The sequence below is a fragment of the Pseudoduganella albidiflava genome, assembly GCF_004322755.1.
Taxonomy (GTDB): domain Bacteria; phylum Pseudomonadota; class Gammaproteobacteria; order Burkholderiales; family Burkholderiaceae_D; genus Rugamonas; species Rugamonas albidiflava.
Genome location: NZ_CP036401.1, coordinates 3,601,539 through 3,625,449 on the forward strand (window position 1 = coordinate 3,601,539; position 23,911 = coordinate 3,625,449).

General features: G+C 67.2%; 22 protein-coding genes. 7 read left to right on the forward strand and 15 right to left on the reverse strand.

Annotated features, from left to right (window positions below; genetic code table 11):
• Positions 1–760: 760 nt before the first annotated feature.
• On the reverse strand, positions 761–1,570 hold the full coding sequence (locus tag EYF70_RS14840; protein ID WP_131146104.1) for a cyclase family protein: 810 nt from the start codon (positions 1,568–1,570) through the stop codon (positions 761–763).
• Positions 1,571–1,751: 181 nt separating this feature from the next.
• Here EYF70_RS14840 and EYF70_RS14845 point away from each other — a divergent pair, with 181 nt between their 5' ends.
• A complete protein-coding gene (locus EYF70_RS14845; protein ID WP_131146105.1) occupies positions 1,752–2,705 on the forward strand; it encodes a LysR family transcriptional regulator in 954 nt (317 codons plus the stop codon).
• Between the two features lie 13 nt (positions 2,706–2,718).
• Here the strand turns inward: EYF70_RS14845 and EYF70_RS14850 are convergent, their stop codons facing one another.
• The 11 genes from EYF70_RS14850 to EYF70_RS14900 all read right to left on the reverse strand — a co-directional run bounded on the left by EYF70_RS14850 (position 2,719) and on the right by EYF70_RS14900 (position 15,899).
• Positions 2,719–5,172, reverse strand: coding sequence for an efflux RND transporter permease subunit (locus EYF70_RS14850; protein WP_131146106.1), 2,454 nt, complete (start codon positions 5,170–5,172; stop codon positions 2,719–2,721).
• Positions 5,169–6,263 carry a WD40/YVTN/BNR-like repeat-containing protein gene (locus EYF70_RS14855; RefSeq protein ID WP_131146107.1) on the reverse strand — a complete coding sequence of 365 codons (1,095 nt, stop codon included), beginning with the start codon at positions 6,261–6,263 and terminating at the stop codon, positions 5,169–5,171. The genes EYF70_RS14850 and EYF70_RS14855 overlap by 4 nt, the downstream gene beginning before the upstream one ends.
• Entirely contained in the window at positions 6,263–7,606 is a 1,344-nt protein-coding gene (locus EYF70_RS14860) for a DUF1329 domain-containing protein (RefSeq protein WP_131146108.1), read from the reverse strand. Before EYF70_RS14860 ends, EYF70_RS14855 begins: the two co-directional genes overlap by 1 nt.
• Positions 7,607–7,623: 17 nt before the next feature.
• The gene (locus EYF70_RS14865; RefSeq protein ID WP_131146109.1) at positions 7,624–9,297 is read right to left on the reverse strand and encodes a DUF1302 domain-containing protein; all 1,674 of its coding nucleotides are present in this window, start codon (positions 9,295–9,297) and stop codon (positions 7,624–7,626) included.
• 256 nt (positions 9,298–9,553) lie between these two features.
• Complete coding sequence (locus tag EYF70_RS14870; RefSeq protein WP_131146110.1) at positions 9,554–10,492, reverse strand: NAD-dependent epimerase/dehydratase family protein; 939 nt, start codon at positions 10,490–10,492, stop codon at positions 9,554–9,556.
• Between the two features lie 10 nt (positions 10,493–10,502).
• A complete protein-coding gene (locus tag EYF70_RS14875; RefSeq protein WP_131146111.1) occupies positions 10,503–11,492 on the reverse strand; it encodes a fumarylacetoacetate hydrolase family protein in 990 nt (329 codons plus the stop codon).
• Positions 11,489–12,082 (reverse strand): cupin domain-containing protein, encoded by a 594-nt coding sequence (locus EYF70_RS14880; RefSeq protein WP_131146112.1) that lies wholly within the window; start codon positions 12,080–12,082, stop codon positions 11,489–11,491. The genes EYF70_RS14875 and EYF70_RS14880 overlap by 4 nt, the downstream gene beginning before the upstream one ends.
• 8 nt (positions 12,083–12,090) lie before the next feature.
• Positions 12,091–13,221 carry an FAD-dependent oxidoreductase gene (locus EYF70_RS14885; protein WP_131146113.1) on the reverse strand — a complete coding sequence of 377 codons (1,131 nt, stop codon included), beginning with the start codon at positions 13,219–13,221 and terminating at the stop codon, positions 12,091–12,093.
• Positions 13,218–13,589: a Rieske (2Fe-2S) protein gene (locus EYF70_RS14890; RefSeq protein WP_131146114.1), complete on the reverse strand. Its 372-nt coding sequence runs from the start codon at positions 13,587–13,589 to the stop codon at positions 13,218–13,220. Before EYF70_RS14890 ends, EYF70_RS14885 begins: the two co-directional genes overlap by 4 nt.
• Positions 13,589–14,536 carry a VOC family protein gene (locus EYF70_RS14895; protein ID WP_131146115.1) on the reverse strand — a complete coding sequence of 316 codons (948 nt, stop codon included), beginning with the start codon at positions 14,534–14,536 and terminating at the stop codon, positions 13,589–13,591. The genes EYF70_RS14890 and EYF70_RS14895 overlap by 1 nt, the downstream gene beginning before the upstream one ends.
• Positions 14,537–14,738: 202 nt before the next feature.
• Positions 14,739–15,899: an alpha/beta hydrolase family protein gene (locus EYF70_RS14900; RefSeq protein ID WP_131146116.1), complete on the reverse strand. Its 1,161-nt coding sequence runs from the start codon at positions 15,897–15,899 to the stop codon at positions 14,739–14,741.
• Positions 15,900–16,022: 123 nt separating this feature from the next.
• On the opposite strand from EYF70_RS14900, the gene EYF70_RS31845 reads away from it, so the two are divergent.
• The 3 genes from EYF70_RS31845 (at position 16,023) to EYF70_RS14910 (ending at position 17,860) form a co-directional block, all read left to right on the forward strand.
• Complete coding sequence (locus EYF70_RS31845) at positions 16,023–16,151, forward strand: hypothetical protein (protein WP_259772428.1); 129 nt, start codon at positions 16,023–16,025, stop codon at positions 16,149–16,151.
• A gap of 86 nt (positions 16,152–16,237) precedes the next feature.
• The gene (locus tag EYF70_RS14905; RefSeq protein ID WP_131146117.1) at positions 16,238–17,440 is read left to right on the forward strand and encodes a porin; all 1,203 of its coding nucleotides are present in this window, start codon (positions 16,238–16,240) and stop codon (positions 17,438–17,440) included.
• A gap of 42 nt (positions 17,441–17,482) precedes the next feature.
• A complete protein-coding gene (locus tag EYF70_RS14910) occupies positions 17,483–17,860 on the forward strand; it encodes a type 2 periplasmic-binding domain-containing protein (protein WP_131149109.1) in 378 nt (125 codons plus the stop codon).
• Positions 17,861–17,922: 62 nt separating this feature from the next.
• Here EYF70_RS14910 and EYF70_RS14915 read toward each other — a convergent pair whose 3' ends face one another.
• Positions 17,923–18,828, reverse strand: coding sequence for a LysR family transcriptional regulator (locus EYF70_RS14915; RefSeq protein ID WP_229420872.1), 906 nt, complete (start codon positions 18,826–18,828; stop codon positions 17,923–17,925).
• 165 nt (positions 18,829–18,993) lie between these two features.
• On the opposite strand from EYF70_RS14915, the gene EYF70_RS14920 reads away from it, so the two are divergent.
• From EYF70_RS14920 to EYF70_RS14930, 3 genes are read left to right on the forward strand one after another with little or no spacing between them, the layout of a single operon-like run.
• Positions 18,994–20,172 carry an ABC transporter substrate-binding protein gene (locus EYF70_RS14920; RefSeq protein ID WP_165497672.1) on the forward strand — a complete coding sequence of 393 codons (1,179 nt, stop codon included), beginning with the start codon at positions 18,994–18,996 and terminating at the stop codon, positions 20,170–20,172.
• 11 nt (positions 20,173–20,183) lie between these two features.
• A complete protein-coding gene (locus EYF70_RS14925; RefSeq protein WP_131146120.1) occupies positions 20,184–21,221 on the forward strand; it encodes a Rieske 2Fe-2S domain-containing protein in 1,038 nt (345 codons plus the stop codon).
• Complete coding sequence (locus EYF70_RS14930; protein ID WP_131146121.1) at positions 21,218–22,156, forward strand: PDR/VanB family oxidoreductase; 939 nt, start codon at positions 21,218–21,220, stop codon at positions 22,154–22,156. The genes EYF70_RS14925 and EYF70_RS14930 overlap by 4 nt, the downstream gene beginning before the upstream one ends.
• Positions 22,157–22,536: 380 nt before the next feature.
• Here EYF70_RS14930 and EYF70_RS14935 read toward each other — a convergent pair whose 3' ends face one another.
• Both EYF70_RS14935 and EYF70_RS14940 read right to left on the reverse strand, forming a co-directional pair.
• Complete coding sequence (locus EYF70_RS14935; RefSeq protein ID WP_131146122.1) at positions 22,537–22,962, reverse strand: cupin domain-containing protein; 426 nt, start codon at positions 22,960–22,962, stop codon at positions 22,537–22,539.
• A 32-nt stretch (positions 22,963–22,994) separates the two neighbouring features.
• Entirely contained in the window at positions 22,995–23,852 is an 858-nt protein-coding gene (locus EYF70_RS14940) for an AraC family transcriptional regulator (RefSeq protein ID WP_131146123.1), read from the reverse strand.
• Positions 23,853–23,911 lie beyond the last annotated feature (59 nt).

Genomic DNA, 23,911 nt, shown 5'->3' on the forward strand with positions numbered 1-23,911 from the left:
CAGAATGCGATTACCTGACGTCGGTACGCACTGGGCGTGGCGAAAAGTCCGGCCGTGAATGTCCAGTGGCACGGCAAGCGCGGGACGTACTTTAAGATAACGTTTACCGCGCTAATGGTGCTGTCAGGTTAATTGTGACGTGCAGACGTGCAGGGAGGTGATGCAACCAGATTAGCAAATTGCAAGTAAAGTTGCGTCAATATACACCATTTCCGCAGCTAAATTCTCGCCAATTGTCACGCTCGAAGGGCCAATACGCTGACTGTTCGCGTGCCACGGGGCCGCTTGGATGACGCTCCGTCTACCGCGATAAGCGTTCGAACAGCACCTTTTAGTCACTGTGGCACGGGATATTGGCCCCGGCGCAATCCTGACAGCGGGAATTCGTTAAAAGTAAGAGGGGACTCCACGTTCTCTATCGAGCCTTCGACGGATCTCAGCGAGCGTATGTCAGCGGACCGTCGATGAGCAGCGGAACATTGGATTACGGGAAGTGAACCGATTTATTCCATGCATCGCAAACACGGCGCATGGAGACCGATGCAGAACTAGCTTTGTTCCTTCGTTGTGCCGGCACTGCAGCATCACCGGTAGCAAACCTATTGTTCATTGCGGTAGCGTTTCTACTGCTATACCACGCCACTGCCGTTAGAGACATCGACGAAAAAGTTAATGGCAGAGAAAAAGGCTAGTCGGCTGCGCGGCGGCGGCGCCTGCACGGTCCCGTTGCGCCCACAAACCGAAGCCCGGGGTGCCGAACTCAGCGCGGCAGCGCCATCAACCCATCGTCGAAAATCGCCACCGCCCGCGTCCACCCCGCCGACCCGCGCCGCACCTTGTGCGGGAAGCAGCTGATATAGAAACCATGCGCCGGCAGCTTCTCCAGTGCGTGCAGCTTCTCCAGGTGGCAGTAGCCGATGTCGCGCCCGGCCTTGTGGCCTTCCCAGATCAGCGCCTTGTTGCCTGTTTCCGCGATCTTCTTGGCCGTGTACGAGAACGGCGCGTCCCAGCTCCATGCGTCCGTGCCGGTCAACCGCACGCCCCGCTCCAGCAGGTACATGGTGGCTTCGTAGCCCATGCCGCAGCCGGCGGAAACATAGTCGTTATGGCCATAGCGGCTGCCCGCGCCGGTGTTCACGACGACGATGTCCAGCGGGCGCAGTTCGTGGCCGATGCGGTCCAGTTCCGCGGCCACGTCGGCGGCGGTGGCCACGTAGCCGTCGGGGAAATGGCGGAAGTCCAGCTTCACGCCTGGCTGGAAGCACCACTCCAGCGGTACTTCGTCGATCGTGATCGAGGCCTTCTTTTCGCCGGTGGCGGCATCCATCGTGGAATGGAAGTGGTATGGCGCGTCGAGGTGGGTGCCGCTGTGGGTGGTCATCGTCACCCATTCGGCGGCGGCGGCTTCGCCGTCCGGGTAGTCGGCGGCGGTGGTGCCGGGGATCATCGCCATGAACTCGGGCAGTGTGTCCGTGTGTTTCTGGTACGTGATCTTCGGCGCCAGCGGCGGCGGGTCGGACAGTACTTCGTTCTCGAGGAAGATGGAAAGGTCGATGAAGCGGCGGGTCATTGCGGTCTCCGGCTTGGTGTCAGGTTATTGTCGCGTGAAGCGTACTGCCCGCCGGCGCCACCGCAAAATGGATTGTATCGATCACAGGTATCCACAAAACCGATGCCCGCGCCGCCTTGGCGGCTGGCGGGATGTGGCATCATCCTCCGCATAATTTTCAAGAAAAACCGAAGGAGACACCATGCGTTTCAACCGCCTCGACCTGAACCTGCTGGTCGCGCTCGACGCACTGCTGAGCGAAAAAAGCATCACCCGCGCGGCTGGCCGCCTGAACCTGAGCCAGTCGGCCACCAGCGGCGTGCTGGCCCGGCTGCGCGACTACTTCAAGGACGAACTGCTGGTCCCCGTCGGCCGCACGCTGATCCTCACGCCGCTGGCGTCCAGCCTGTGCGACCCGGTGCGCAAGGTGCTGCTGCAGATCCAGGCGACCATCGACATCCGCCCCGAGTTCGATCCGCAGACGGCCAGCCGCGCCTTCCGCATTCTCGCCAGCGACTACATCTCGACGGTGCTGCTGGGCGACCTGGGCCAGCGCATCGCCAGCGCCGCGCCGAACATCACGCTCGACGTGCTGCCGACGACACCGAACCCGATCGACCTGCTGGAACGCGCCGAGGTGGACCTGATCGTCCTGCCCCGCAAGTTCATCGCCGAAACGCATCCGGTGCACGTGCTGTTCGAGGAAACCTATACCTGCATCGCCTGGACCGGCAACACGGCGGTCGGCGACACGCTGACGCTGGACCAGTACATGGGCCTGGGCCACGTGTCTTCCCGCTTCGGCAACGCGGTGACCAGTTTCGAGGAGTGGTTCCTGAAGGTGAGCGGCTACGACCGCCGCATCGAAGTGACGACGACCAACTTCACCAGCATTCCCCACTTCGTGATCGGCACCAACCGCATCGCCACGATGCACACGCGCCTGGCCCGCACGCTGGCCCGCTATTACCCGATCCGCCTGCTGCCGCCGCCGCTGGAAATCCCCGCGCTGGAGATGTGCATGCAGTGGAACCACTTCCTGGACCGCGATCCTTCGCACATCTGGCTGCGTTCCGTGCTGGCCGATATCGCGCGGGCCGACCCGTTCGGCGAGGCACCTCGGGAGTACGCGGCACCCTTGGCCGCGTACTCCTGATCCACCTGGCCGGTCAGTCGGCCAGCGCCGCCTGCGCCGGCACGCCCGCAGGCGCGTCCTGCACCTGCCGCCGGGCCGACGGCATCACGAAACAGGCCAGCGCCGGCAGCAGAACCAGGGCCCCGACCATATTCCACAGGAACATGAATGCCAGCAGGATGCCCATATCGGCCTGGAACTTGATCGGCGACAGGGCCCAGGTGGCGACCGCGATCGCCAGCGTCACGCCGGTCAGCAGTACCACCTTGCCGGTGAAGCGCAGCGCATGGCTGTACGCTTCGCGCAGCGAGTCGCCGGCCTTCTGGCGCGCCAGCAGGATGCTCATCACATACAGCGCATAGTCGATGCCGATGCCGACGCCCAGCGCGATCACCGGCAGCGTGGCCACCTTGATGCCGATGCCGAGCCATACCATCAGCGCCTCGCACAGCACGGACGTCAGCACCAGCGGGACCACCGCGCACACCACGGCGCGCCAGGAGCGGAACGTAACGAGGCACAGCACGATCACCGCCGCGTACACCCAGTACAGCATGGCCCGGCTGGCATCGTGGACGACGATGTTGGTGGCCGCCTCGATGCCCGCGTTGCCGGCCGCCAGCAGGAACTTCACGTCGCGCGTGTCGTTCTCGCGGGCGAAGTCCTCCACCACCTTCACCACGCCGGCCAGCGTGTCGGCCTTGTGGTCGGTCAGGTAGGCGTACAGCGTGAGCAGGTTGCAGGTGTCGTTGTACAGGCCGCGCGGCGCGCCGGCCGTGACCATGTTCAGCGCACCCTGGTTCTGCACCAGCTCATACCATTTCAGGCTGCCCTCGTTCATGCCGGTCAGCACGCGGCGGTTCAGCAGCGCCAGCGAATTGGTCGTCTCGACCGCGGGCAGCTGCGACAGCCGGTATTCCAGCGCATCCACGCGCATCAGCGTGTCGTAGCTGGCGCAGGCATTGTCCAGCGTCTTCACCATCACGGCGAACACGTCGCTGCTGGCCGCGTAGTGGCTCACCACATAGGCGTTGTCGCGGTTGTAGCGCGAATCCGGCCGCAATTCGGGTGCGCCCGGATCGAGGTCGCCGATCTTCACGTGCAGGCTGGCGTAGTAGCCGCCCGCTCCCAGCAGCGCCGCTACCGCGATGGTTGCCGCCGCGGTGCGCCGTTCGGTGAACCGTTCCAGCACGGACCAGCTGCCACTGCCACCGGCCTTGCCGCCGCTGCTTCCATTGCCATTACCTTCGGCCGCCTCGGCGCGCAGGCTGCGCTGCGCCGCGCCGGCATCCACGCCCAGCCAGGACAGCAGGATCGGCAGCAGGATCAGGTTCGTCAGGATCAGCGCGGCGACGCCGATGCTGGCCACCGCCGCGAGATCCTTGATCACCTTGATGTCGATGATCGCCAGCACGGCGAAACCGACCGCGTCGCACAGCAGCGCCGCCAGGCCGGCCAGGAACAGCCGGCGGAACGTATAGCGTGCCGCCACCAGCTTGTGCGTGCCGCGGCCGATATCCTGCATGATGCCGTTCATCTTCTGCGCGCCGTGGCTCATGCCGATGGCGAACACCAGGAACGGCACCAGCATCGAGTACGGATCGAGCCCGTAGCCCAGCAGCGGCAGCAGGCCCAGTTGCCACACCACGGCCACCAGCGAACAGGCCACCACCAGCAGCGTGCTGCGCGCGCAGCGGGTGTACCAGTACAGCATCGCCGCCGCGATCAGCGTGGAGGCGGCAAAGAACAGCAGCACCTGCTTCAGCCCCTCGATCAGGTCGCCCGCCACTTTCGCGAACCCCACGATGTGCAGGTCCACCTGCCCGCCGGCGTACTTCGCGCGCAGCTGCTCCAGGCGTTCACCCAGCGCCGCGTAGTCCAGCGGCTGGCCATCCGCGCCGCGTTCCAGCAGCGGCACGTACAGGATGCTGGAACGGCCATCGACCGCGACCAGCTGGCCGATCTCCCCGGAACGGGCCACGTTCTCGCGCACCTGGGCCACGCTGCGCGGCGAGCCGTCGTAGTCGTTGGGGATCACCGGCCCGCCTTCCATGCCCTCTTCCGTCACGCCGACCCAGCGCGTGGACGGCGTCCACAGCGACTTCATGTAGGTGCGGTCGACGCCGGGAATCAGGAACAGCTCATCGCTGATCTTCTGCAGCGTGGCGAGGTACTGCGCGTCGTACACCGTGCCGCCCTTGGCCGCGACGGCGATGCGCACCGCGTTGCCGAGTCCGCTCAACTGGTCGCGGTGCTCCAGGTAATTGGCGATGTACGGATGGCTGGCCGGGATCATGTCCTCGAAGCTGGCGTTGAGCTTCAGGCGCGTGGCCTGCCAGCCCAGCACCAGCGTGGCCAGCAGGCACGCCAGCGCCACCAGCAGCCGGTGGTTGAACAGCAGCCGTTCCAGCGCGCTGCCGGAGCGGGTATCGAAGTGGGACAGGTCGCGGATCACCGCCTGTTCGCCCGCGGAGCCGCCGAAACTCATGGCGCACCTCCTTCCAGCATGGCCGCGTCGATGCGGGAGACACCCCGCACGCCAGCCACCAGCACATCGCCGCCGGCCGTCGTCGCCAGCGCCGCGATCGGCGCGGGCGGCGTGGCCAGCTTCACCATCCGGGCCGGCTGGCCGGCACTGCCGGCGCGGTACAGGTGGCCGGCCTGGTCGGCCAACAGCACGCCGTCCTTCCCGGCCGCCGATGCGCTCAGCGACACCGGCGCGTAGCCGGCCAGTTGCTCGAAGCCCTGCCCGTTCCAGCGGAATGCATTGCCGCGCAGGCCGCCGAACAGCAAGCCGCCATCGGGCAATGCCCTGGCGGTGAACCACGTGCCCCGGTACGGCGCCTGCACGCGCGTGAAGCTGCGCCCGCCGTCGAGCGAGCGGGCCAGGTAGCCCTGCTCGCCGGCCAGCCAGGTTTCCTCGCCGCGCACGGCGATCGCGTAGACATGCAAGCCGTCCGGGTTGTCGATCGCGTCATTCAGGACCGTCCACGTGGCGCCGCCGTCTTCCGTGCGCAGCGCCAGGCCGTAGGCACCGGCCACGATGCCGCGCCGCTCGTCGAAGAAATGCAGGTCGAGCAAGGGCTTGTCCGGACCGTCCGCGGCGAACTGGCGTGCCGTGGCGGCCAGCGCTTCGTTGCCGCGCGCCGCGGTGTCGAGCAGGCGGATGATGCCGCGCCCGTCCAGTTGCCGGCGCCAGGTGGCGCCGCCGTCCGCGCTGTGCAGCACCACGCCGCCGTGGCCGATCGCCCAGGCCAGCCGTGGGGTCACAAAGCGCACCGCCGTCAGCGTGACACTGACCGGTACCTGTGCCTGCCGCCAAGCCTTGCCGCCATCGTCCGACAGCAGCACCAGGCCACGCTCGCCCACGGCAATCGCACGTCCCTCCATCCGGTCGAGGCCCAGCATCACGCGGCGCGGGGCCTGGCGGTCGCTCGCCGCCGGCCGGTCCAGTACCGCATGGACGCCTTGCTGCATTCCCTGCTGCGCGCCCTGCGCCGGTACCGCAGCCGGTGCGGCAGCAGCAGCGGCGGCTGGCGCCAGGCAGGCGGCCAGCAGCGTATTGAACAGACGGCCCATCAGCGCAACCCCGCGCCGGACAGGGCTTCCTGGCTCCACGTGGCTTCCGGCCAGCGCGGCACCTGCTTGTACTGCACGGCCTTTTCCGTCACCAGGTCGCTGACGAACCAGGTGCCGGACACCAGGTCGTAGAAGCCGAACGTGATGCTGGTGGTGGCCGGCAGGTCCGGCATCGTTACCGGCAGCGACCACAGCGTCTTCCACAGCTGGCCATTGGCATCCCAGCGGTCCGCCAGCGCGCCGGTCCACGAATCCTCGTCGATGTAGTACACGCTGCGCGGCGCCAGGTGGCGCTGGCCCGCCTTCAGCTTCGCCTCCACCACCCACACGCGGTGCAGCTCCCAGCGCACGCCGTCCGGATTCAGGTGGTTCGGCCCCAGCAGGTCGGCATCCTTGCCCTTCAGCGAGCGGTTGCTGTTATACGGGATGTACATTTCCTTCTTGCCCAGGATCTTCCAGTCGAAGCGGTCCAGGCGGCCGCCGAAGATATCCACCTCATCGAAGCTCATCACGCCCGCGGTGGCTGGCGTCGGCGTATCGCAGCAGGCGTTCGGCAGCTTGCGTGTGCGGCGCTGGCCCGGCAGGTAGACATAGCTGGAATCCTTCTCCGGATCGAGATTGAGCTTGCCGTTGATCGCTTCGCCGGCGCGGATCGGTGGGCCGGAGTTGACCAGCCGGATAGTCCAGTAAGTGCCGTTGAACTTGTCCGCGGCGTCTTTATAGTAGTACGGCATGCTGCCGTCGGCCGTACCGTCGACCGTCATCACCGGCTTGCCGGCCGCCGTCGTCAGGTAGGAGCGGAACGGCTTTTGCCAGTCGGTGCCGCGCCAGCGCAGCAGGTGGTTCCACATCACTTCTGCGCCGGTCTTCGGGATCGGGAATGGAATGCCGGCATAGGCGCCTTCCGGCACCAGCTTGTCGTTCAGTTTCGCGCGGGTGGCGTTCTTTGCCGTGTTCGCATACACCCAGTCCGGCGCAGCAGCCGTGCGGCGCGTCGGATACACGTCGATGCGGTACGACGGGTATTTCTTCAGCATGGCCTTGCTGCCGTCGGACAGCTTGTCGGCATGCTGCTCCATGTTATTCGCGGTGATCGAGACGACCGGCTTGTCGCCGGCGAACGGATCCTGGTCGCGTTTTGCGCCATTCGTGAAACCGGCGGCGGGCTTGGCCAGGCCGCCGTCCCAGGCCGGGATCGTGCCATCCTTGTTGCCGGCCTTCTCGGCGCCCAGCGGCGTCAGGCTCTTGCCCAGTTGCGCCGCCTCCTCGGCGGTGGCGGCGCAAACGCCGCCGGCGAACAGGATGGCCGCCAGCGCGGCCGGCAGGTGCTTCATGCGTGTCATGGTTGTCTCCATTGTCATCAGAATGTGCGGCGGATGGACAGCGACAGGAAATCGCGGTCCTTCATCGCCTGGCCGTAGGTGTAGGCCGATTGCGGCAGTGTTCGCGGGGCGTGCGTGACGACCGTCGGCGTATCCTCGCGGCCGAAGTAATGGGTGTAGTTGAGCGACACATACCAGGCGCTCTCGTAGACGGCGTTCAGGCCGGCGCTGATGTCGCCGCCGCGCTGCACGCCGAAGCTGTTGCCGAGGGCCAGCGAACGGCCGGCCGGCGCGTAGCCCAGCCCGATGGGTACCGACACATCGAGCCCGCCGGCCACCTGGCGGTAGCTCGGTTCATACAGCACCCGCACCGCCGTGCCTTCGCGCCGCGCGTTCGGGTCGATCATCGTGGCGTTTTTCGTGATGCTGGTCACCCGGTTCCAGGCGATCTCGCCCACCAGCGAAGCTTCGCGGGCGATGAAGCTGGGGCCGAGCGATGCCAGCATCGACACGTTCACGTGGGCGGTACGGCCCACCGGATAGACCGGATTGCCACGGTTGTCCGAGGCGCTGGCCGGGCCGCCGAAGGCCGCCGGCACGAGGCCGAACAGGTCGGCCGTGCCCGCATGCGACAGCGGCGTGTTGTGGCGCACGGAAGCTTCGGCGGAAAAGTTGAACTCGCCCAGCGTCGTGGTGGCACTGGTGCCATAGGTGCGGATGCCTTCGTGGTAGTACAGCGAATAGGTGTGCAGGCCCGGCGCCAGCACCACCTGTGGGGCCTTGTCGTGGTAGCGCGCGGCGTACAGGCCGAAGTCGATGCCGAGGCCTTCGGGGCTCCATTTCAGCTGCACACCGCCCTGCCCCGAATCCCTGGCCAGGCGGTCGTGCGCGCGTGCCAGCGCCACCGGCCGGCCGGTCGCATCCACGCCGGTGTAGAGCTGCTCGCCGCCGTCGTCCAGGAAGTCGACGGTGGAGAAATAGCTGCCGGCGGCCGGCAGCCGGCTCTTCTCCCAGCGATACTGGTAATAGGCGCCCAGGCTGACATTGGCACCCGCCTGGAGCTGGCCGGACACCTGGCCCACGGGGCGCAGCAGTTCCTTGAACTGGGTGCCGGGCACCGACAGGCCTTTCACGACGTCGATCGGCTGCTGGGCGCCGGCGATGCCGTTCATGCCGAAGAACAGCGTTTCGCCATACACCAGCGCGTGGCGGCCGGCCCGCACGGTGAACGGCATCTCGCCCAACGTACCCTTGGCGAACACGAAGGCATCGAGCAGCTCGGCCTTCCTGCCGTGCAGCCTGCGGGTCGCGTCCGTAAATTCGGTGGGCGGTACCGAGGCCGCGTTCCAGGTCGGCCGGAACGCATTGTCGGTGGAACGGTTGTAGGCACCGTCGTACCAGGCGGCCCCGCTGGCGCGCACGCCGAAGTTTCGATAGGAAACGTCCAGTTCCGACAGCAGGTCGGCGCGGTTCGACACGAAGCCCTTGCCGAAATTGCGGTCGCCGTCATCCGTGTTGACCGTGTTTTCCCCCGGCGTGACCTGCACGGCCGAGGGCCGCTTGAGCCGGTACGCCGTACTGTACTTGACCGTGTTGTCCCAGCGGACCGTCAGGTCGGGAATGGTCGTGGCGATCTCCGCCGCCTGGGCGCCGGCCATGGCGGCGATCGCCGCGGCCACGGCTGCCGTCATGCCTGCTCTGGTGTGTTTCATGGTGTCTCCTTGGTTTTATGCGGGACGAACGGACCCGCCGCGCGTGTCGTGCGCGTTTTATTGTTGTGCTGCGAGTGAAGCGGTGCCTTGCATGCCTGCGACAGCGAGGCGGGAGGGGTCTCCGTTTTCTTGTTGGTCAAGAATACCGAGCCTGGGAGGTGCCGAAAAATGGTTTATCGCGATGCGACGTATCGGCAAATGCGATGGCGCCGCAGGTGACGGGCGCCGCAGGTGACGGGCGCCGCCGCGATGCACGCTACAGCGCCCGCCCGACCAGGGCGTCGCAGTCGCCGTCGTCGATAAAGCCCAGCCGTGCGGCGATGCCGGGGGCTTGCCGTGGCATGCGCCCGAACAGCTCTTCGATGCCGGCGACCGGCTGCCAGCGGATGCCGGCGACGGAGCCCGCGCCGAAGCGCCGGGCCAGCGCGGCGACGACGTCTTCCACGGTCAATCTCAGCACGGGTAGCGTGATGGCGCGGCTTTCCGGCATCGACGACGCGTCCAGTGTCGCCGCATGTACCAGGTTGTCCACGCAGGCCCGTAGCGACATCCACCAGCACGCGGCCGCCGGCGATACCGGGCAGGTGTACGGTTCGCCGAGCTGGGCGGCACGCAGGATCGCGCTCATGAACGCCGAGCCATGCCCCGCCGACAGCCCTGGCCGCGCCACGATGCCGGGCAGCCGGAGCGAGATGCCGTCCACCAGGCCGCGCCGGCCCAGGTCCGCCAGCACGATCTCGCACGCCAGCTTGTGGGCGCCGTAGCTGATGGCTGGCCGCGGCGGCGTGTCGTCGTCGATGGTGGCCGGGAGCTCGCTGCCATACACGGCGATGCTGCTGGCATTGACGAGCCGCGGCGCGCGCTCCTGCGACGCGGCCCGTTCGAACAGCGCCAGCGGCGCGACCAGGTTGACGCGGTAGCCCAGCGCGGAATCCCGCTCGGCCTCGGCGCCGGGCACGCTGGCCAGGTGGAACAGCACGTCGACCGGCACGTCGAACACCGCGTCCAGTACCTGGTCGATGCCGAAGTCGCCGTGGATGAGACGTACGCGGGCATCGTCCGGCGCGTCGGCGAACCGGCGGTCCACCAGGGTGAGGCGGCTGACCGCCGGCCGGCCCGGTATCCCGTGCCGGGCCAGGTGATGTGCCAGCGCCGCGCCGACGAAGCCGCCGGCGCCCGTGATCACGATGTGCATGGCGCGGCCCTCAATCCGGCGCCGGGGCTCGCACCACCTGCTGGTCGATGGTGCCGAACGGCGCATCGCCGTGCGCATCGCGCGCGGTCATCGACACCCGGTCGCCGAAGCGCATGAACTCCGTGCGCGGCTCGCCATGGTCGATGATCTCGATCACGCGGCGCTCGGCGATGCAGGCCGAACCGGCGGCGCGGTTCTCGTTCGACACGGTGCCGGAACCGATCACGGTGCCGGCCGACAGCCGCCGCGTGCGCGCCGCATGGGCGATCAGCTGGCCGAAGCTGTAGTTCATCTCGCCGCCGTTCGGATTGCCGAACCACGCGCCATTCCACTGCACGTGCAGGTCCAGCTTCACGCGGCCGTCATGCCACGCCTCGCCCAACTCGTCCGGCGTGATGGTGACCGGCGCGAAGCTGGTCGACGGCTTGCACTGGAAGAAGCCAAAGCCCGTCTTCATCTCGCGCGGTCCCAGCTTGCGCAGGCTCCAGTCGTTGACCTGCACCAGCAGCCGCACCCGTTCCTGGGCCGCGGCAGCGGTCGCGCCCATCGGCACGGTGCCCGTGATGACGCCGAATTCGCCTTCGAAATCGATGCCCAGGCTTTCGTCGGGCAACGGCACATCGTCGCGTGGGCCGAGGAAATCGTCGGAAGCGCCCTGGTACATCACCGGGATCGTCTCGAAATCGGGAATGGGCTCCGTGTTGAAGGCCCGTTCCATCAGCCGGCCATGGTTCAGGAACGCCGAGGCGTCTGCCCACTGCCAGGTACGCGGCAGCGGCGCCGCGCAGGCCGCCGGATCGAAAGCGAAACTGTTCTCTGCCGCGCCGGCATTCAGGCCGTCGTAGAGTGCAAGCAGGCCAGCCTGTACGTCATCCCAGCGCTCGACCGCGTCGAGCAGTGTTGCGGCAAGGTGGCCGGCATCCACGGCGCGCGACAGGTCGCGCGAGACCACCACCAGGCGGCCATCCGGCCGGTCCGATTTCAACGTTGCGAATTTCATGCATTCTCCTTGCGGTTGGCCAGCGCGGTACGCAGGCCGGGTTCGTATTCGCCGTCGAGCAGCACGAACAGCATCCGGCACATGGCGCCCGAGCGGTTGGCCCAGGCGTGGTTGGTGCCGCGCTGGATGACGATGTCGCCTCGCGCGAGCGGCACTTCGCTGTCGTCCAGCACGAGCGTCATCGCGCCCTCGAGCACGATGCCGTAGTCGACCGACTCGGTGCGGTGCATCAGCGGGTGCGGCGATTCCGCCCTGACCGTCGAGGCGGCGGCATCGCCGATCTGGGTGAACGCAGCCTTCATCCGGGCCGCGCCCTGCGTTAGAAACTCGTCGGTATCGGGCGGAATGTCGACGATGCGGATGCGCGAGCCGTGGCGCGGCGGCGGCAAAACGAGCGGGCCGAGGGTCGGATCGGCGCCGTTCCCGACCGGGGCCGGCGTGGCGGCCGTGGACCAGATTTCATGGAACACGGTGCCCGGGATCTTCTCGATCGGCACCACGGTCGGCAGCGGTCCGGCCTCGGCCACGATGGCCTTGCCGGCGGCGTCGTGGCCGGTGACGATGCGGCGAACGGGTTTCAGGGTTTCCATGCGCCCTCTCAGATCGCCTGGGCCAGCGCGACCAGCGTCTCGCGCATGATGCGGCCGTGTTCGGCCTTGTCGCCGCCGGTGATCTCGATCTCGCCGAGCCGCCCGGAATTCTCGACCACCATGCGGCAGCGTTCCCAGCGCCGTTCCTCGAAGGCACCCAGCGCCGTATCGATGTCGGCGTGGCGTTCCAGTTCCTCGGCCAGCACGATCGCATCCTCGATGCCGATGCAGGCGCCGGATGCCATGTGCGGCGTGGTGGCGTGCACCGTATCGCCGATCAGGACGACGCGGCCGCGGTGCCATGGGCGCGGCAGCAGCAGGCCTTCCAGCGGCCGGTAGATCACCTGCGAATCCTCGGCCAGGCGGGCGCGGATGGCCTGCAGCGCCGGCACGTCGAACGGCGCCAGCAGGTCGCGCAGCAGCGGCAGGAACTGCGCCGGATCGACATAGGTGCGCTCGGCGCGGTCTTCCGTCACGTACAGGTACATCTCCGTGTCGGATACGGGCGCGACGCCGGCCTTGATCTTCGGGCCCAGCCACATCATCGCGTGGTCGATGTACGCCGGCCGCGGCAGCACCGCGCGCCAGACGCCCTGCCCGGTGTACTTCGGGCCGGCGGCGCCGGGGAACAGCGCGTCGCGCATCGCCGAATACAGCCCGTCCGCGCCGATCACCAGGTCGTACCGGCCGGAGGCCCCATCGGTGAAGGTCACGTCGACGCCGCCGGCATCCTGCGTGAATGACGCGAACGTGCAGCCGAGACGTACGTTGGTGCCGGATGCGCGGGTGGCCTCGGCCAGGATTTCCGCCAGCACGGGGCGCATGATGGCGCCGCCGCCCGGTACGTCCGGCCCGGCCAGCCGGGGCGTGGGCAGCGTGGCGATGTGGTGGCCGCCGGAGGTGTGCAGGTCGACGTTGTCGTGCGCGGAACCGCGGCGCACGAATTCGTCCAGTACGCCCAGCGTGCGGAATGCGCGCAGCGTGGCGCCGCCCAGGCTGATGCCGGCGCCGTACGAGCGCCAGCCGGCATCGATCTCGACCAGGTCGACGGCGATGCCGCGCTTTCTCAGTTCGATGGCGGCGGACATGCCGGAAAAGCCGCCGCCGACGATCAGCACGCGTTGGACAGGGTGCGTCATATTGGTCTCCTTCCGCCCTGCGGCGGTATGTAAATATTGTTATCGGGCGCCAGTTCGACTTCGACGCGCTGCAGGCCCTGCCCCAGGCAGGGTCCCAGCGTGCAGATGCCGGTGGCGATGTCGAACCGGGCGCCATGCGCGGCGCAGACGATGCTGGAGCGGTCGGCATCCAGGTAGGCATCCTTGCGCCAGGCCAGCGGGACTTCGCGATCCCGGGTTCCGTAGTGCGGGCAGGCGTTGCGCCAGGCGTGGAGCACGGCGCCCTGCCGCACCACGAAGACCGTGTCGCGCCCCTCGCGCCACGGATCGAAACCGCGCGACGTGCCGTCCGGGATGTCGTCCAGGCGGCACAGGTACACGCTGTCCATCAGTGCCGTTCCGCGGCCCCCGCCGCGCCAGGCGGCGGACCGCCCGGTGCCCAGTTGTCGCGCTTCTCGAACAGGAACAGCTGCGATGCGTCGGCACCGGCCGGTGCTTCGCGCGCGGTCCACTGTTCATCGTGGAGGTCCATGTCGGCGTCGTACTCGACATGGCAGCCCAGCGGGGAATTGAAGTACCAGAACCAGTTCGAGCCCATCTTGTGGCGGCCCGGGCCCCAGAATGACTGGTATCCCTTGTTGACGAAGCGCGATCCGGCCTGCATCACTTCGGTGGGGCCGCCCATGTGGAAGGTGAAGTGCTCGATGCCCTTCATGAACGGCGGCGTCTGGATCAGGAACAGCGTGTGGTGGTCGAGCGTGCCGGCCGGGCGCAGGAACGGCCCGGCGCCCACCAGGCGGTCGGTACATGCGAAGCCGAGCCGCTCGACATAGAATTTTTCCGCGCGCGGCACGTCCGGCACGAAATACACCACGTGCGACAGCGTGCGCGGCAGCGCCGGCGCGTTCTCATCGACGGCGACGACGTTCGGCTTGCGCTGCGGCGCCGCGCCGGGCGCGTTGATGGTTTCGGCCGGCATGTCCAGCGCGCGGCGCACGGTCACCTGGAAGCCGAGCACGAAGCCCATGTCGTCCAGCGCCTCGATGCTGCCGTCGGGCAGGCGCTTCACTTCGCGGTCGCGGCCCAGTTCCTCGGCGATGGCGCCCAGCGCCGCCTGGTCGGCCACGCCGTAGATGGTCTTGCGCAGCATGCTGGCCGTGCCCATCGGCGCCGGCAGGCCGGCGTCGTCCTTGTGCGCCAGCACGATGGCGGTGCCGTCGAGCGCCTCGAAGCGGCCGTTGCCAGCCGGGGCCAGGCCGTAGTCGGTCAGGTATTGCGCGCAGGCGGCGAGGTCGTCCACGCCGAAGACCAGCGCGTCGGGTCCGATGATGTTCATGATGTCTCCTGGAGAGTCTGGTGTGTGATGTCTGGTAATGCTGGTGCCTGGTGTCGGACACCTGTGGCGCAAACGCCGGCGTTGCCTGGTGTCGGACACCGGTTTTTCCGTCTGGTGTCGGACACCGGTTGCTGGCTCGGCGAAAACCGGTGTCCGACACCTGCGGTGTCCGACACCAGTGACGCAAACTGCCGTGGTTCGCTTAAACGGTGGTCCGCCCGCCCAGCGTCTCGGCCACCCAGTCCGCGATGTACGCGCCGGCATTGGCGGAGTTGTCGAAGCTGGAGTGCTGCACGCCGCCTTCGCGGTCCGTGAAGATCTTCAGTTCGCGCCCCGGGCTGTTGATCAGCTGGTCGTAAGTACGCTGGGCCCAGTGCAGCGGGATCTGCGAATCCTTTTCGCCATGCGTGACGAGGAAGGGCACGGTGATCCGGTCCAGCACGCCGTCGAGGTGCACGTTTTCGGCGATGCGCATGAAGTCGTCCATGTCCCTGGCGCCCCATACCCAGCGCACGTGTTCCCAGTAGTGCGGCACCGGGAAGCTGCCCTCTTTCGCCAGGCGGCGCTTCTGCACGTCGCGCCAGTCGTGGTTGGCGCCCCACACCACGCCGCAGGCGAAGCGCGGCTCGAAGGCTACCGCGCGCGGACAGTAGTAGCCGCCCAGCGAGACGCCTTCCAGGCCGATGCGCTTCGGATCGACGTCGTCGCGTGTCTCCAGCCAGTCGACCACTTTCGAGGCCCAGCGTTCGCTGTCGAAGACCGCCGTCATGCCGTGCAGCCGCAGCGCTTCGCCGGTGCCCGGCTGGTCGATCACCAGCGACGACACGCCGCGCTGCGCCAGCCAGCGCGGCAGGCCGACGCGGTACTTCATCTCCTTGGTGGAATCGAGGCCGTTGACCTGCACCAGGATCGGCGCGGGCCCTTGCGTGTTTTCGGCGCGCACGTACAAGCCGGCGATGTGGCCGTCGCCGTAGGGGATTTCCACCCGCTCGCAGTTCTCGCCGGCCAGGCGGATGCCGCGGGCGAACACGTCGAGGAAGCGGCCGTACAACTCGGCGCGGCCCGGCGCACCGTGCGCCTGCAGGCGTTCCGCCGTCAGGTAGTAGGTGGCGGCGCGGCCGTATTTGTCGCCGGCCGAGATCAGGCGGCCGCGCCGCTCGTCTTCCTCGGCCAGGCCGCACAGCTTGTCGGCCATGGTCGACCAGGTGGCGCGGAAGGCGCGCGTGCCGTCGGCATCGGGCTGGCGCGCCGCTTCCTGAAGCGGTGCGCACATTTCCTCGATCTCGCCGATCCTGGCGCCCATTTCGATGGCCAGGTCGACCGACAGGTTCCACACATAGTTGGTCGGGAAGTACTTGAACATGCTGATTCCTTGTATTGATGATGGTGGCGGCGCGCCCTCGTCGGCGCGGCCGGTGGCGGCGCGGACAGGACGGCTGTCAGCAATATAAGGAAACGGCGCGGTGCCGAAAAATGGATTATTTCCATGCCAGCCATCCGCCGGATCGATACCTGGATCGATCCCTGGCGCGATCCAGACCTGAAGCGAGCCCTGCTGTGCGAAAAAGGCGACAGTAACTTGTTAAATGGCTACCCGATCGCGAAAACAATTTGATGCCACACGGCAATTCCACTATTGTTCCATCCGACACGGCCGCCGCCACCGACTTCGCGGCAAGACGAACAACACTGGATCAACGAATGAAACTCACACTGTTAGCCGCCGCGCTGCTCGGCACCCTCGGCGTTGCGCAATCGGCCGACCTCGGAAGCGAAAACCTCAGCATCACGGGCTTCGGCACGCTGGCCGCCGCGAGGAGCAATACGGAAGATGCCCGCTACACGCGCTCGAACCAGCGCGAAGGCACCGCCGGCACCACCACCATCGGCCTCGACTCCAACCTCGGCCTGCAAGCCACGTACAAGTTCTCCGACAAGCTGTCGGCCACCACGCAGATCCTGTCGCGCAAGTCGACCGGCGACAGCTTCACGACCGAGCTGGCATGGGCCTTCGTCAAGTACCAGGTCAACGACGATATCGCCGTGCGCGTCGGCCGCGTGGTGATGCCGACGTTCCTGATCTCGGACTACCAGAACGTGGGTTATGCGAACACGATGATGCGCCCGCCGACCGAGCTGTATGGCTCGAACTTCCTGGAAAACATCGACGGTGCCGACATCAGCTGGCAGCACAGCGTCGGCGAGACCACCTTCACCGTGCAGGCGGTGGGCGGCGTGGTGCGGGGCAAGGCCTACACGGCCCAGGACAAGTCGGTGGAACGCTTCCAGTCGCCGCACGCGGCGATCGCGTTCACCGCTGAACGCGGCCCGGTGCAGCTGCGCGTCGCCCACGTGCGCGGCAAGCTGACGATCGACGCCAAGGACTTGAACAAGCTGTCGGACGCCGTGGCCCACGCCGGCTTCGAGCAGTTCGCAAACGACTTCAGCATGCGCGAGGAGAAAGTGATCTCGTTCACGTCCGTCGGCCTGATGGCCGACTGGAACAACATCGTGGTGCAATCGGAATACGGCATTCGCCGCGGCGTGGACAAGATGTTCCTGGCCGATGCGGACGCCTGGTACCTGATGGCCGGCTACCGCTTCGGCACGGTGCTGCCGTACTACTCGCACGGCAGCTTCAAGTCGAAGCCCTCGGTCAGCATTCCCGCCGGCCTGGCAGGCATTCCGCCGCTGTATGGCGCGATGTCTTCCATCCTGGCGCCGACCGGCCAGAAATCGGACACGCTCGGCGTGCGCTGGGACTTCGCCAAGTCGGCCGCGTTGAAGGTGCAGGTCGACCGCATCAAGCCGGGCGTGAAGAACGCCCTGCTGTCGGACGTGACCCCGGCAGGCGTGGGCAAGAAAGTCACCGTGCTCGCCGCCGGTGTCGACTTCGTTTTCTAAGGAACCATGATGAAAAAGACTGTTTATATCCTGGTTGCCGCGATGTTCGCCGCCGGCGCGGTGCTCCCGGTCCGTGCGGAAACCGTGGTGATCGTCAGCGCCAAGAACCCGGCCACGCGCATGTTCTCCGAGCAGGCGGCCCAGTTCTTCCTCGGTAAATCGACGATGTTCACGCCGGTCGACCAGGCCGACGGCTCGGCCATCCGCAACGAGTTCTACAAGAAGGTGACGGACAAGGATGCCGCCCAGGTAAAGGCCATCTGGTCGAAGCTGGTCTTCACCGGCAAGGCCCAGGCGCCGAAGGAATTCAAGTCGAACGCCGAGGTGAAGAAAGCCGTGGCGGACGATCCGAAAGCCATCGGCTACATCGACAAGTCGGCCGTGGACGATACCGTCAAGGTCATCCTCACGCTGCAGTAAGCGTCACCCTGCAGTAAGCGTCACCCTGCAGCAAGCGTCACCCATTGCGCGGCTGGCACGCCTCAGGCGCCGAACAGCTCGGCCAGCAGCGCGCGCAGCCACATGCTGGCACCGTCCTTGTGGTATTTGCGGTGCCAGTGCTGCTTCAGGTCGAATGGCGGTATCTCCAGCGGCGGCTCCAGCAGCCGGATGTCCGCCAGCTTCGCGAACGACTCGCCTACCGCGCGCGGCACCGTCACCACCAGGTCGCTCGACGCGATCAGGAACGGGATCGACATGAAGTGCGGCGTCGACAGCACCACCCTCCTCTCGATCTTTTGCCGCGCCAGGAATTGTTCGAACACTTCCTGGCTGCGCCCTTCCGCCTTGATCACGGCATGCCCCATTCCTAGAAACGCATCGAGCGTGAGCTGGCGCGCGCGGTAGGGGTGGCCCTGCCGCAGCAGGCAGATGAAGTCGTGCGAGAACAGCCGCTGCTGGAACAGGTTGCGCTGGTGCAGGTCGGGGAAGTAGCCGACCGCCAGGTCCACGTCGCCGCTCTCGAGCGCACGCGCCAGGTCTTCGGGCGGCATGCTGACGGAACTGATGGTGGCATCCGGCGCCTCGCGCTGCAGGCGGTCCAGCAGCTTGGGCAGGAAGGTCATTTCGCCGATGTCCGACAGCGCCAGCGTGAAGCGCTTGCGCGTGGTGGCGGGCTGGAAATCGCGGCGCGCCAGCACGTCCGTTTCCAGGCGCTGCAGGATGTCGCGGGTGGGCGCGATCAGGTCCAGCGCGCGCGGCGTCGCCTGCATGCCCTGCGTGGCGCGCACGAACAGCGGGTCGCCCAGCGCCGTGCGCAGCTTGTTCAGCGCCACGCTGACCGCCGGCTGGCTCATGCCCAGGCGCCGCGCCGCGCCGCTCACGCTCTTTTCCTCGAATATCGCCAGCGCGATCGGCAGCAGGTTCATGTCGAACGGTTTCACGGCCATCTCTCCACCTCGGTTACATCCCTCTGTTACGCGCCTCTATTCAGGCCTCTATTACTTTTTCGAATTCAGATTATGCAATAAATTCCATTTTCAGATAGTCCAAATTGCGTGATGATCGTTTCATGACGGGCCGGTCCAGGCCCGCGACCACACAAGGAGACGATCTTGCGCAACCTGATTGCCGGCAGCGCGCTGCTGGCCCTGTCCTCATCTTTTGCCTTTTCCTCCGCTCTGCATGCGGCTGAGCCGGTGCGGATCGGCGTCATCACTTCCCTCTCCGGTCCCGCCGCGCACAGCGGCGCGCAGATGAAAGCGGGCATCGACACGTGGCTGCGCCTGAATGGCGCCACCGCCGGCGGGCGCAAGATCGAAGTCCTGTACCGCGACGACACCGGGCCACAGGCCGACGTGGCCAAGCGCCTGGCGACGGAGCTGGTCAGCCGCGACAAGGCCGATATCCTGGCCGGCTTCATCTTCACGCCGAACGCCATGGCCGCGGCCAGCGTGGCCGACCGGGCGAAGCGCCCGCTGGTGGTGATGAACGCCGCCGCTTCCGGCATCACCAAACGGTCGCCGTATGTCACCCGCACCTCCTATACCATCGCCCAGTCGGTCGTGCCGCTGGCACAGTGGGCGCACAAGACCGGTTCGCGCAAGGTGTACTCGATCGTCGCCGACTACGCGCCGGGGCTCGATGGCGAGGAGTGGTTCGACAGGACATTCAAGGCGGCCGGCGGCACGATCGTCGGCGCGGTGCGCGCACCGCTGGCCACCGTCGACTACAGCGCCTACGTGCAGCGCATCAAGGACGCAAAGCCGGATGCCGTGCACGTGTTCCTGCCGAACGGCCAGCCGATGGTGTCGTTCATGAAGGCATGGCACGACAAGGGGCTCCACAAGGCGAACATCCGCTTCCTCGGCGGAGAAGGCTGGGCCGACCAGGACGTGCTGACCCAGGCCGGCGATGGCCTGCAGGGCATCTACACGGCGGGCTTCTACGCCTATTCGCGCCCGGGTGCGGATAACGAACGCTTCCGCGCCGCGTTCGCGAAGACCGTGAACGGCAAGTTCGAGCCGAATTTCCTGGCCGCTTCGGCCTATGACGGCATGGCGCTGATCGCCGCCACGCTGGCCAAAACCGGCGGCAAGACGGACGGGCCGGGCTTCATGAAAGCGCTGAAAGGCTACAGCGCGCCCAGCCCGCGCGGCACGGTGACCATCGACGCCGCCACCAACGACATCGTGCAGACGATCTACATCCGCCGCATCGAGCGCCGGGGCGACGCCTTCGTCGCCAGCGAAATCGACCGCTACGACGCGGTCAAGGACCCCGTCAAGAACTAAAGGAGACCACCATGACGCATTCTCACAATTTTCCACTGGACCGCTGGTATGTTGCCGGCTTCGACTGGGAAGTCGGCGACGCCCCGCTGGGTCGCACCTTCCTCGACCGCCCGGTCGTGCTGTTCCGCGACGCCGCCGGGAAGGTGGCCGCGCTGGAAGACCGCTGCTGCCACCGCGCGCTGCCACTGTCCTGCGGACGCGTCGAGGATGGCGCGCTGCGCTGTGGCTACCATGGCCTGCTGTTCGCCGCGGACGGCCAATGCATCGACGTGCCCGGCCAGGGCAAGATCCCGGCGAAGGCGCGCGTGGCGCCGTATCCGGTCGCGGTGGTCGACCAGGTGGTGTGGATCTGGATGGCCAGCCAGCCAGGAGGCCAGCCGGACTGCGAACCGCCCCGCGTGCCCGCGCATGCCGATCCCCGCTACCGCTTCAAGGGCGGCGCGTTCCACTACCGGGCACCGTACCAGCTGATCCACGACAACCTGCTGGACCTGAGCCACGTGGGCTACGTGCACACGAAAACCATCGGCGGCAACGCGCGGGTACACATGGAAGCGCCGACCAACGTGGGCGCCGACGGCGAGCATGTGCGCGTGGTGCGCCACATGAAGGCTTCCCAGCCGCCCGCCACCTACACGGCGGCCTGGCCATTCAAGGGGCTGATCGACCGCTGGCAGGAGATCGATTTCCATGTCAGCCACCTGCAGATCTTCACCGGCGCGGTCGATGCCGGCGCCGAACCGATCGACAATCCGGAGCGCGGCGGCTTCCACATGCGCGGCTTCCACGGCATCACGCCGGAAACGGCGACGACCTCGCATTACTTCTGGACGATGGCCGCGTCCAGCCACCCGGACCAGCCGGACAACCTGGACACCGTGCACCAGCAGACCGCCGACACGTTCGAGGAAGACCGCGAGATCATCGAGGCGCAGTGGCGCAACATGCAGCGCTTCGCGCAGCCGCCGATGGTCGATATCCACGTGGATGCGGGCGCCAACCGCGCGCGCCGCGTGATCGCCCTGCTGAACGAGGGCGCCACCCGATGAAGGCCGTCATCCGCAGCATCGTGCATGCCACACCAGAGGTGAGGATTCTCGAACTGGCCGCGGCGGATGGCGGCGCCCTGCCATCCTACGAACCGGGCGCGCACCTGGACGTGACGCTGCCAGGCGGGATCACGCGGCAATACTCTCTGTGCTGCGCCGTGCCCTCGCCGGAGCGCTACCGGATCGCCGTCAAGCGCGAGCCGGAATCGCGCGGCGGTTCGTCATGGCTGCACGACGTGGCGGCCGAGGGCGCGCAAATCGAGATTGGCACGCCGCGCAATGCGTTCGCGCTGGTCGACGAGGCGCCGTCGCACCTGCTGTTCGCCGGCGGCATCGGCATCACGCCGGTGCTGTCGATGGCGCATGCACTGGCACGGCGTGCGGTTCCCTTCCGGCTCGCTGTCTTCGCCCGCGCGGCCGGACTGGTGCCGTTCGCGGATGAGCTGGAAGGCCCGGAGCTTCGGCCGTTCAGCAGCGTGCATTGTGCGCTGGGGCCCGAGGAAACCGGCGAGCGCATCGACGCGCTGCTGGCCGCCGCACCGGATGGCACGCACGTCTATGCCTGCGGACCGGCCGCGTTCATGGATGCCGTCACCACGCGGGCCGTGGCGCGGTTCGGGGCGGATGCGGTGCACACCGAATCGTTCGGCGCTCCGGCGCCTGCGGCAGGCGACCGGCCGTTCGTCCTGCGCCTGCTGCAAAGCGGCCGCGAGGTCGCCGTGCCAGCCGACCGCAGCGCCCTCGCCTGCCTGCAGGACGCGGGCGTGGACATCGAATCGTCGTGCGAAGTGGGCGTGTGCGGCACCTGCCTGACCCGGGTGCGCGGCGGCGAAGCCGACCATCGCGACAGCTACCTCACCACGGCCGAGCGGGCCGGGTGCTTCCTGCCTTGCGTGTCGCGGGCCAGGACGCTGGTGCTGGAAATCGATCTCTGACCACCGTTGCGGCCTTGTGCCCGTCCCGATGCCTGAACGGGTTGGCGTGCTTCGCCGGTTGCCGGTGGCTTCGGACTGATGGCCGGGCGGCTGAGCCACCGCATCAGCTGAGGTCGCGTCGGCGCTCGTCCCCTTCGGTTAGTTGCAAATTTACGGCGCCAACAGGGCGTCGGCGGTTGGCCTATCGGCCGGGGTTGGCGCTGAGCGCGCCCTGCTCATCCTGTCGAAGCGCTAGGGTGACCGCCGGGCACCACCGGAAAAACGGTGACAGTCACCATTTATTCTGAAATGTTTCCGGAAAAATGGTGCCTGTCACCGTTTTTGCTGCAACGTTTCCCGGAAAATGGTGCCTGTCACCGTTTTTCGCTTTGCGTCGCCGGTCAGATCCACTGGTCGTTGGCGACGGTCCGAGCACTCTCCCCGCCATCGCCGGTATTCACGACACCGCGCGGCTCGATCAGCAGCAGTTGCACCTCGCCGATGGCGCAGGGCTTGTGTTCGACGCCTTTCGGCACCACCGCCATCTGGCCGGCGCGCAGAACGATCGGCCCGGGCGGCGCATCCGCCCCGCGCAGCTCGATCCTCAGCTCGCCGTCCAGCACGATGAAGGTTTCATCGGTGCCGGCGTGGCGATGCCAGTCGAAATCGCCCGCCAGCCTGACGACCTTGAACTGGTAGTCGTTCATCTCGGCGACCACGCGCGGTTGCCAGTAGCCGTCGATGAGCGCGATCTTGGCGGCCAGGTCGATGGTCTTCCCCTGGCCGCGAACCGCCGCCGCTTCCCTGCCGTGTGCTTCAATGGACATCGTTATCTCCCTGAGTAGTGAACGGAAGAAGATTACGCCTGCCAACCTGGCCCGTATTGAACGTTCGTGTGCAGGCCGTGCATGCCCGCCTCGCGCATGTAGCGCAGCCAGCGCCCGGGCGTCTGGCCATAGGCCTTCAGGAAGTGGCGCGTCAGGTGGCTCTGGTCGGCGAAACCGGTGGCGATCGCCGCATGGGCCAGCGGAAAGCCGCCGAGGAGCATGCCGCGGGCCGCGTCGAGCCGCCGCATCGTCAGGTAGCGATAGGGACTGGTACCGAAAAACATGCGGAAATCGTGCGACAGGCTCCAGCGATCGCGGCCGGCCGCCGCTTCCAGATCGGCCAGCCCCACGTGCCGGTCAATGCTGGCACGCAGGTAGTCGCGGGCCCGGCACGCCGCGGCGAAATCGCCCTTCCTGGCCCGCATCGGCATGCCGGCCACCGCCGCCAGCGCCCGTGCCACTTCCGCGATCGCGCCGTGCTGTTCCAGCGGATCGATGGCATGGCCGGCCTGCCGCAACAGCGCCTGCGTTGCGGCGACGAGCCGCGGATCGGCGGAAATCCCGCTTTCCAGGAACGGCAGCGGGCGCCCGCCCAGCGCCTGCTGCACGAGCGCTGGTTCGACATACACCATGCGGTAGCCGAATCCCTGTTCGGTGCCGGCCTGCCCATCGTGCGGCTCGTCCGGATGCAGGACCATCACGTTGCCGGGCAGCCCGTTGCGCAGGCTGCGCCGGTAACGGAAGTTTTGCACGCCGGCGAGCGTAGCGCCAATCGCATAGGTATCGTGGCGGTGCATCGCGTAAGCCTTGCCGCCGAACCATGCTTCGAGCCGCTCGACGCCGTCGACCGGCTGGGTGCACCGGACCCAGTCCGGGCTGGCTTGTGCCATGTCCGCCCTCTTCTTGAATAGTCATTACCAGGCCCCGTTGGGCCGGGACCTGGTGCGCC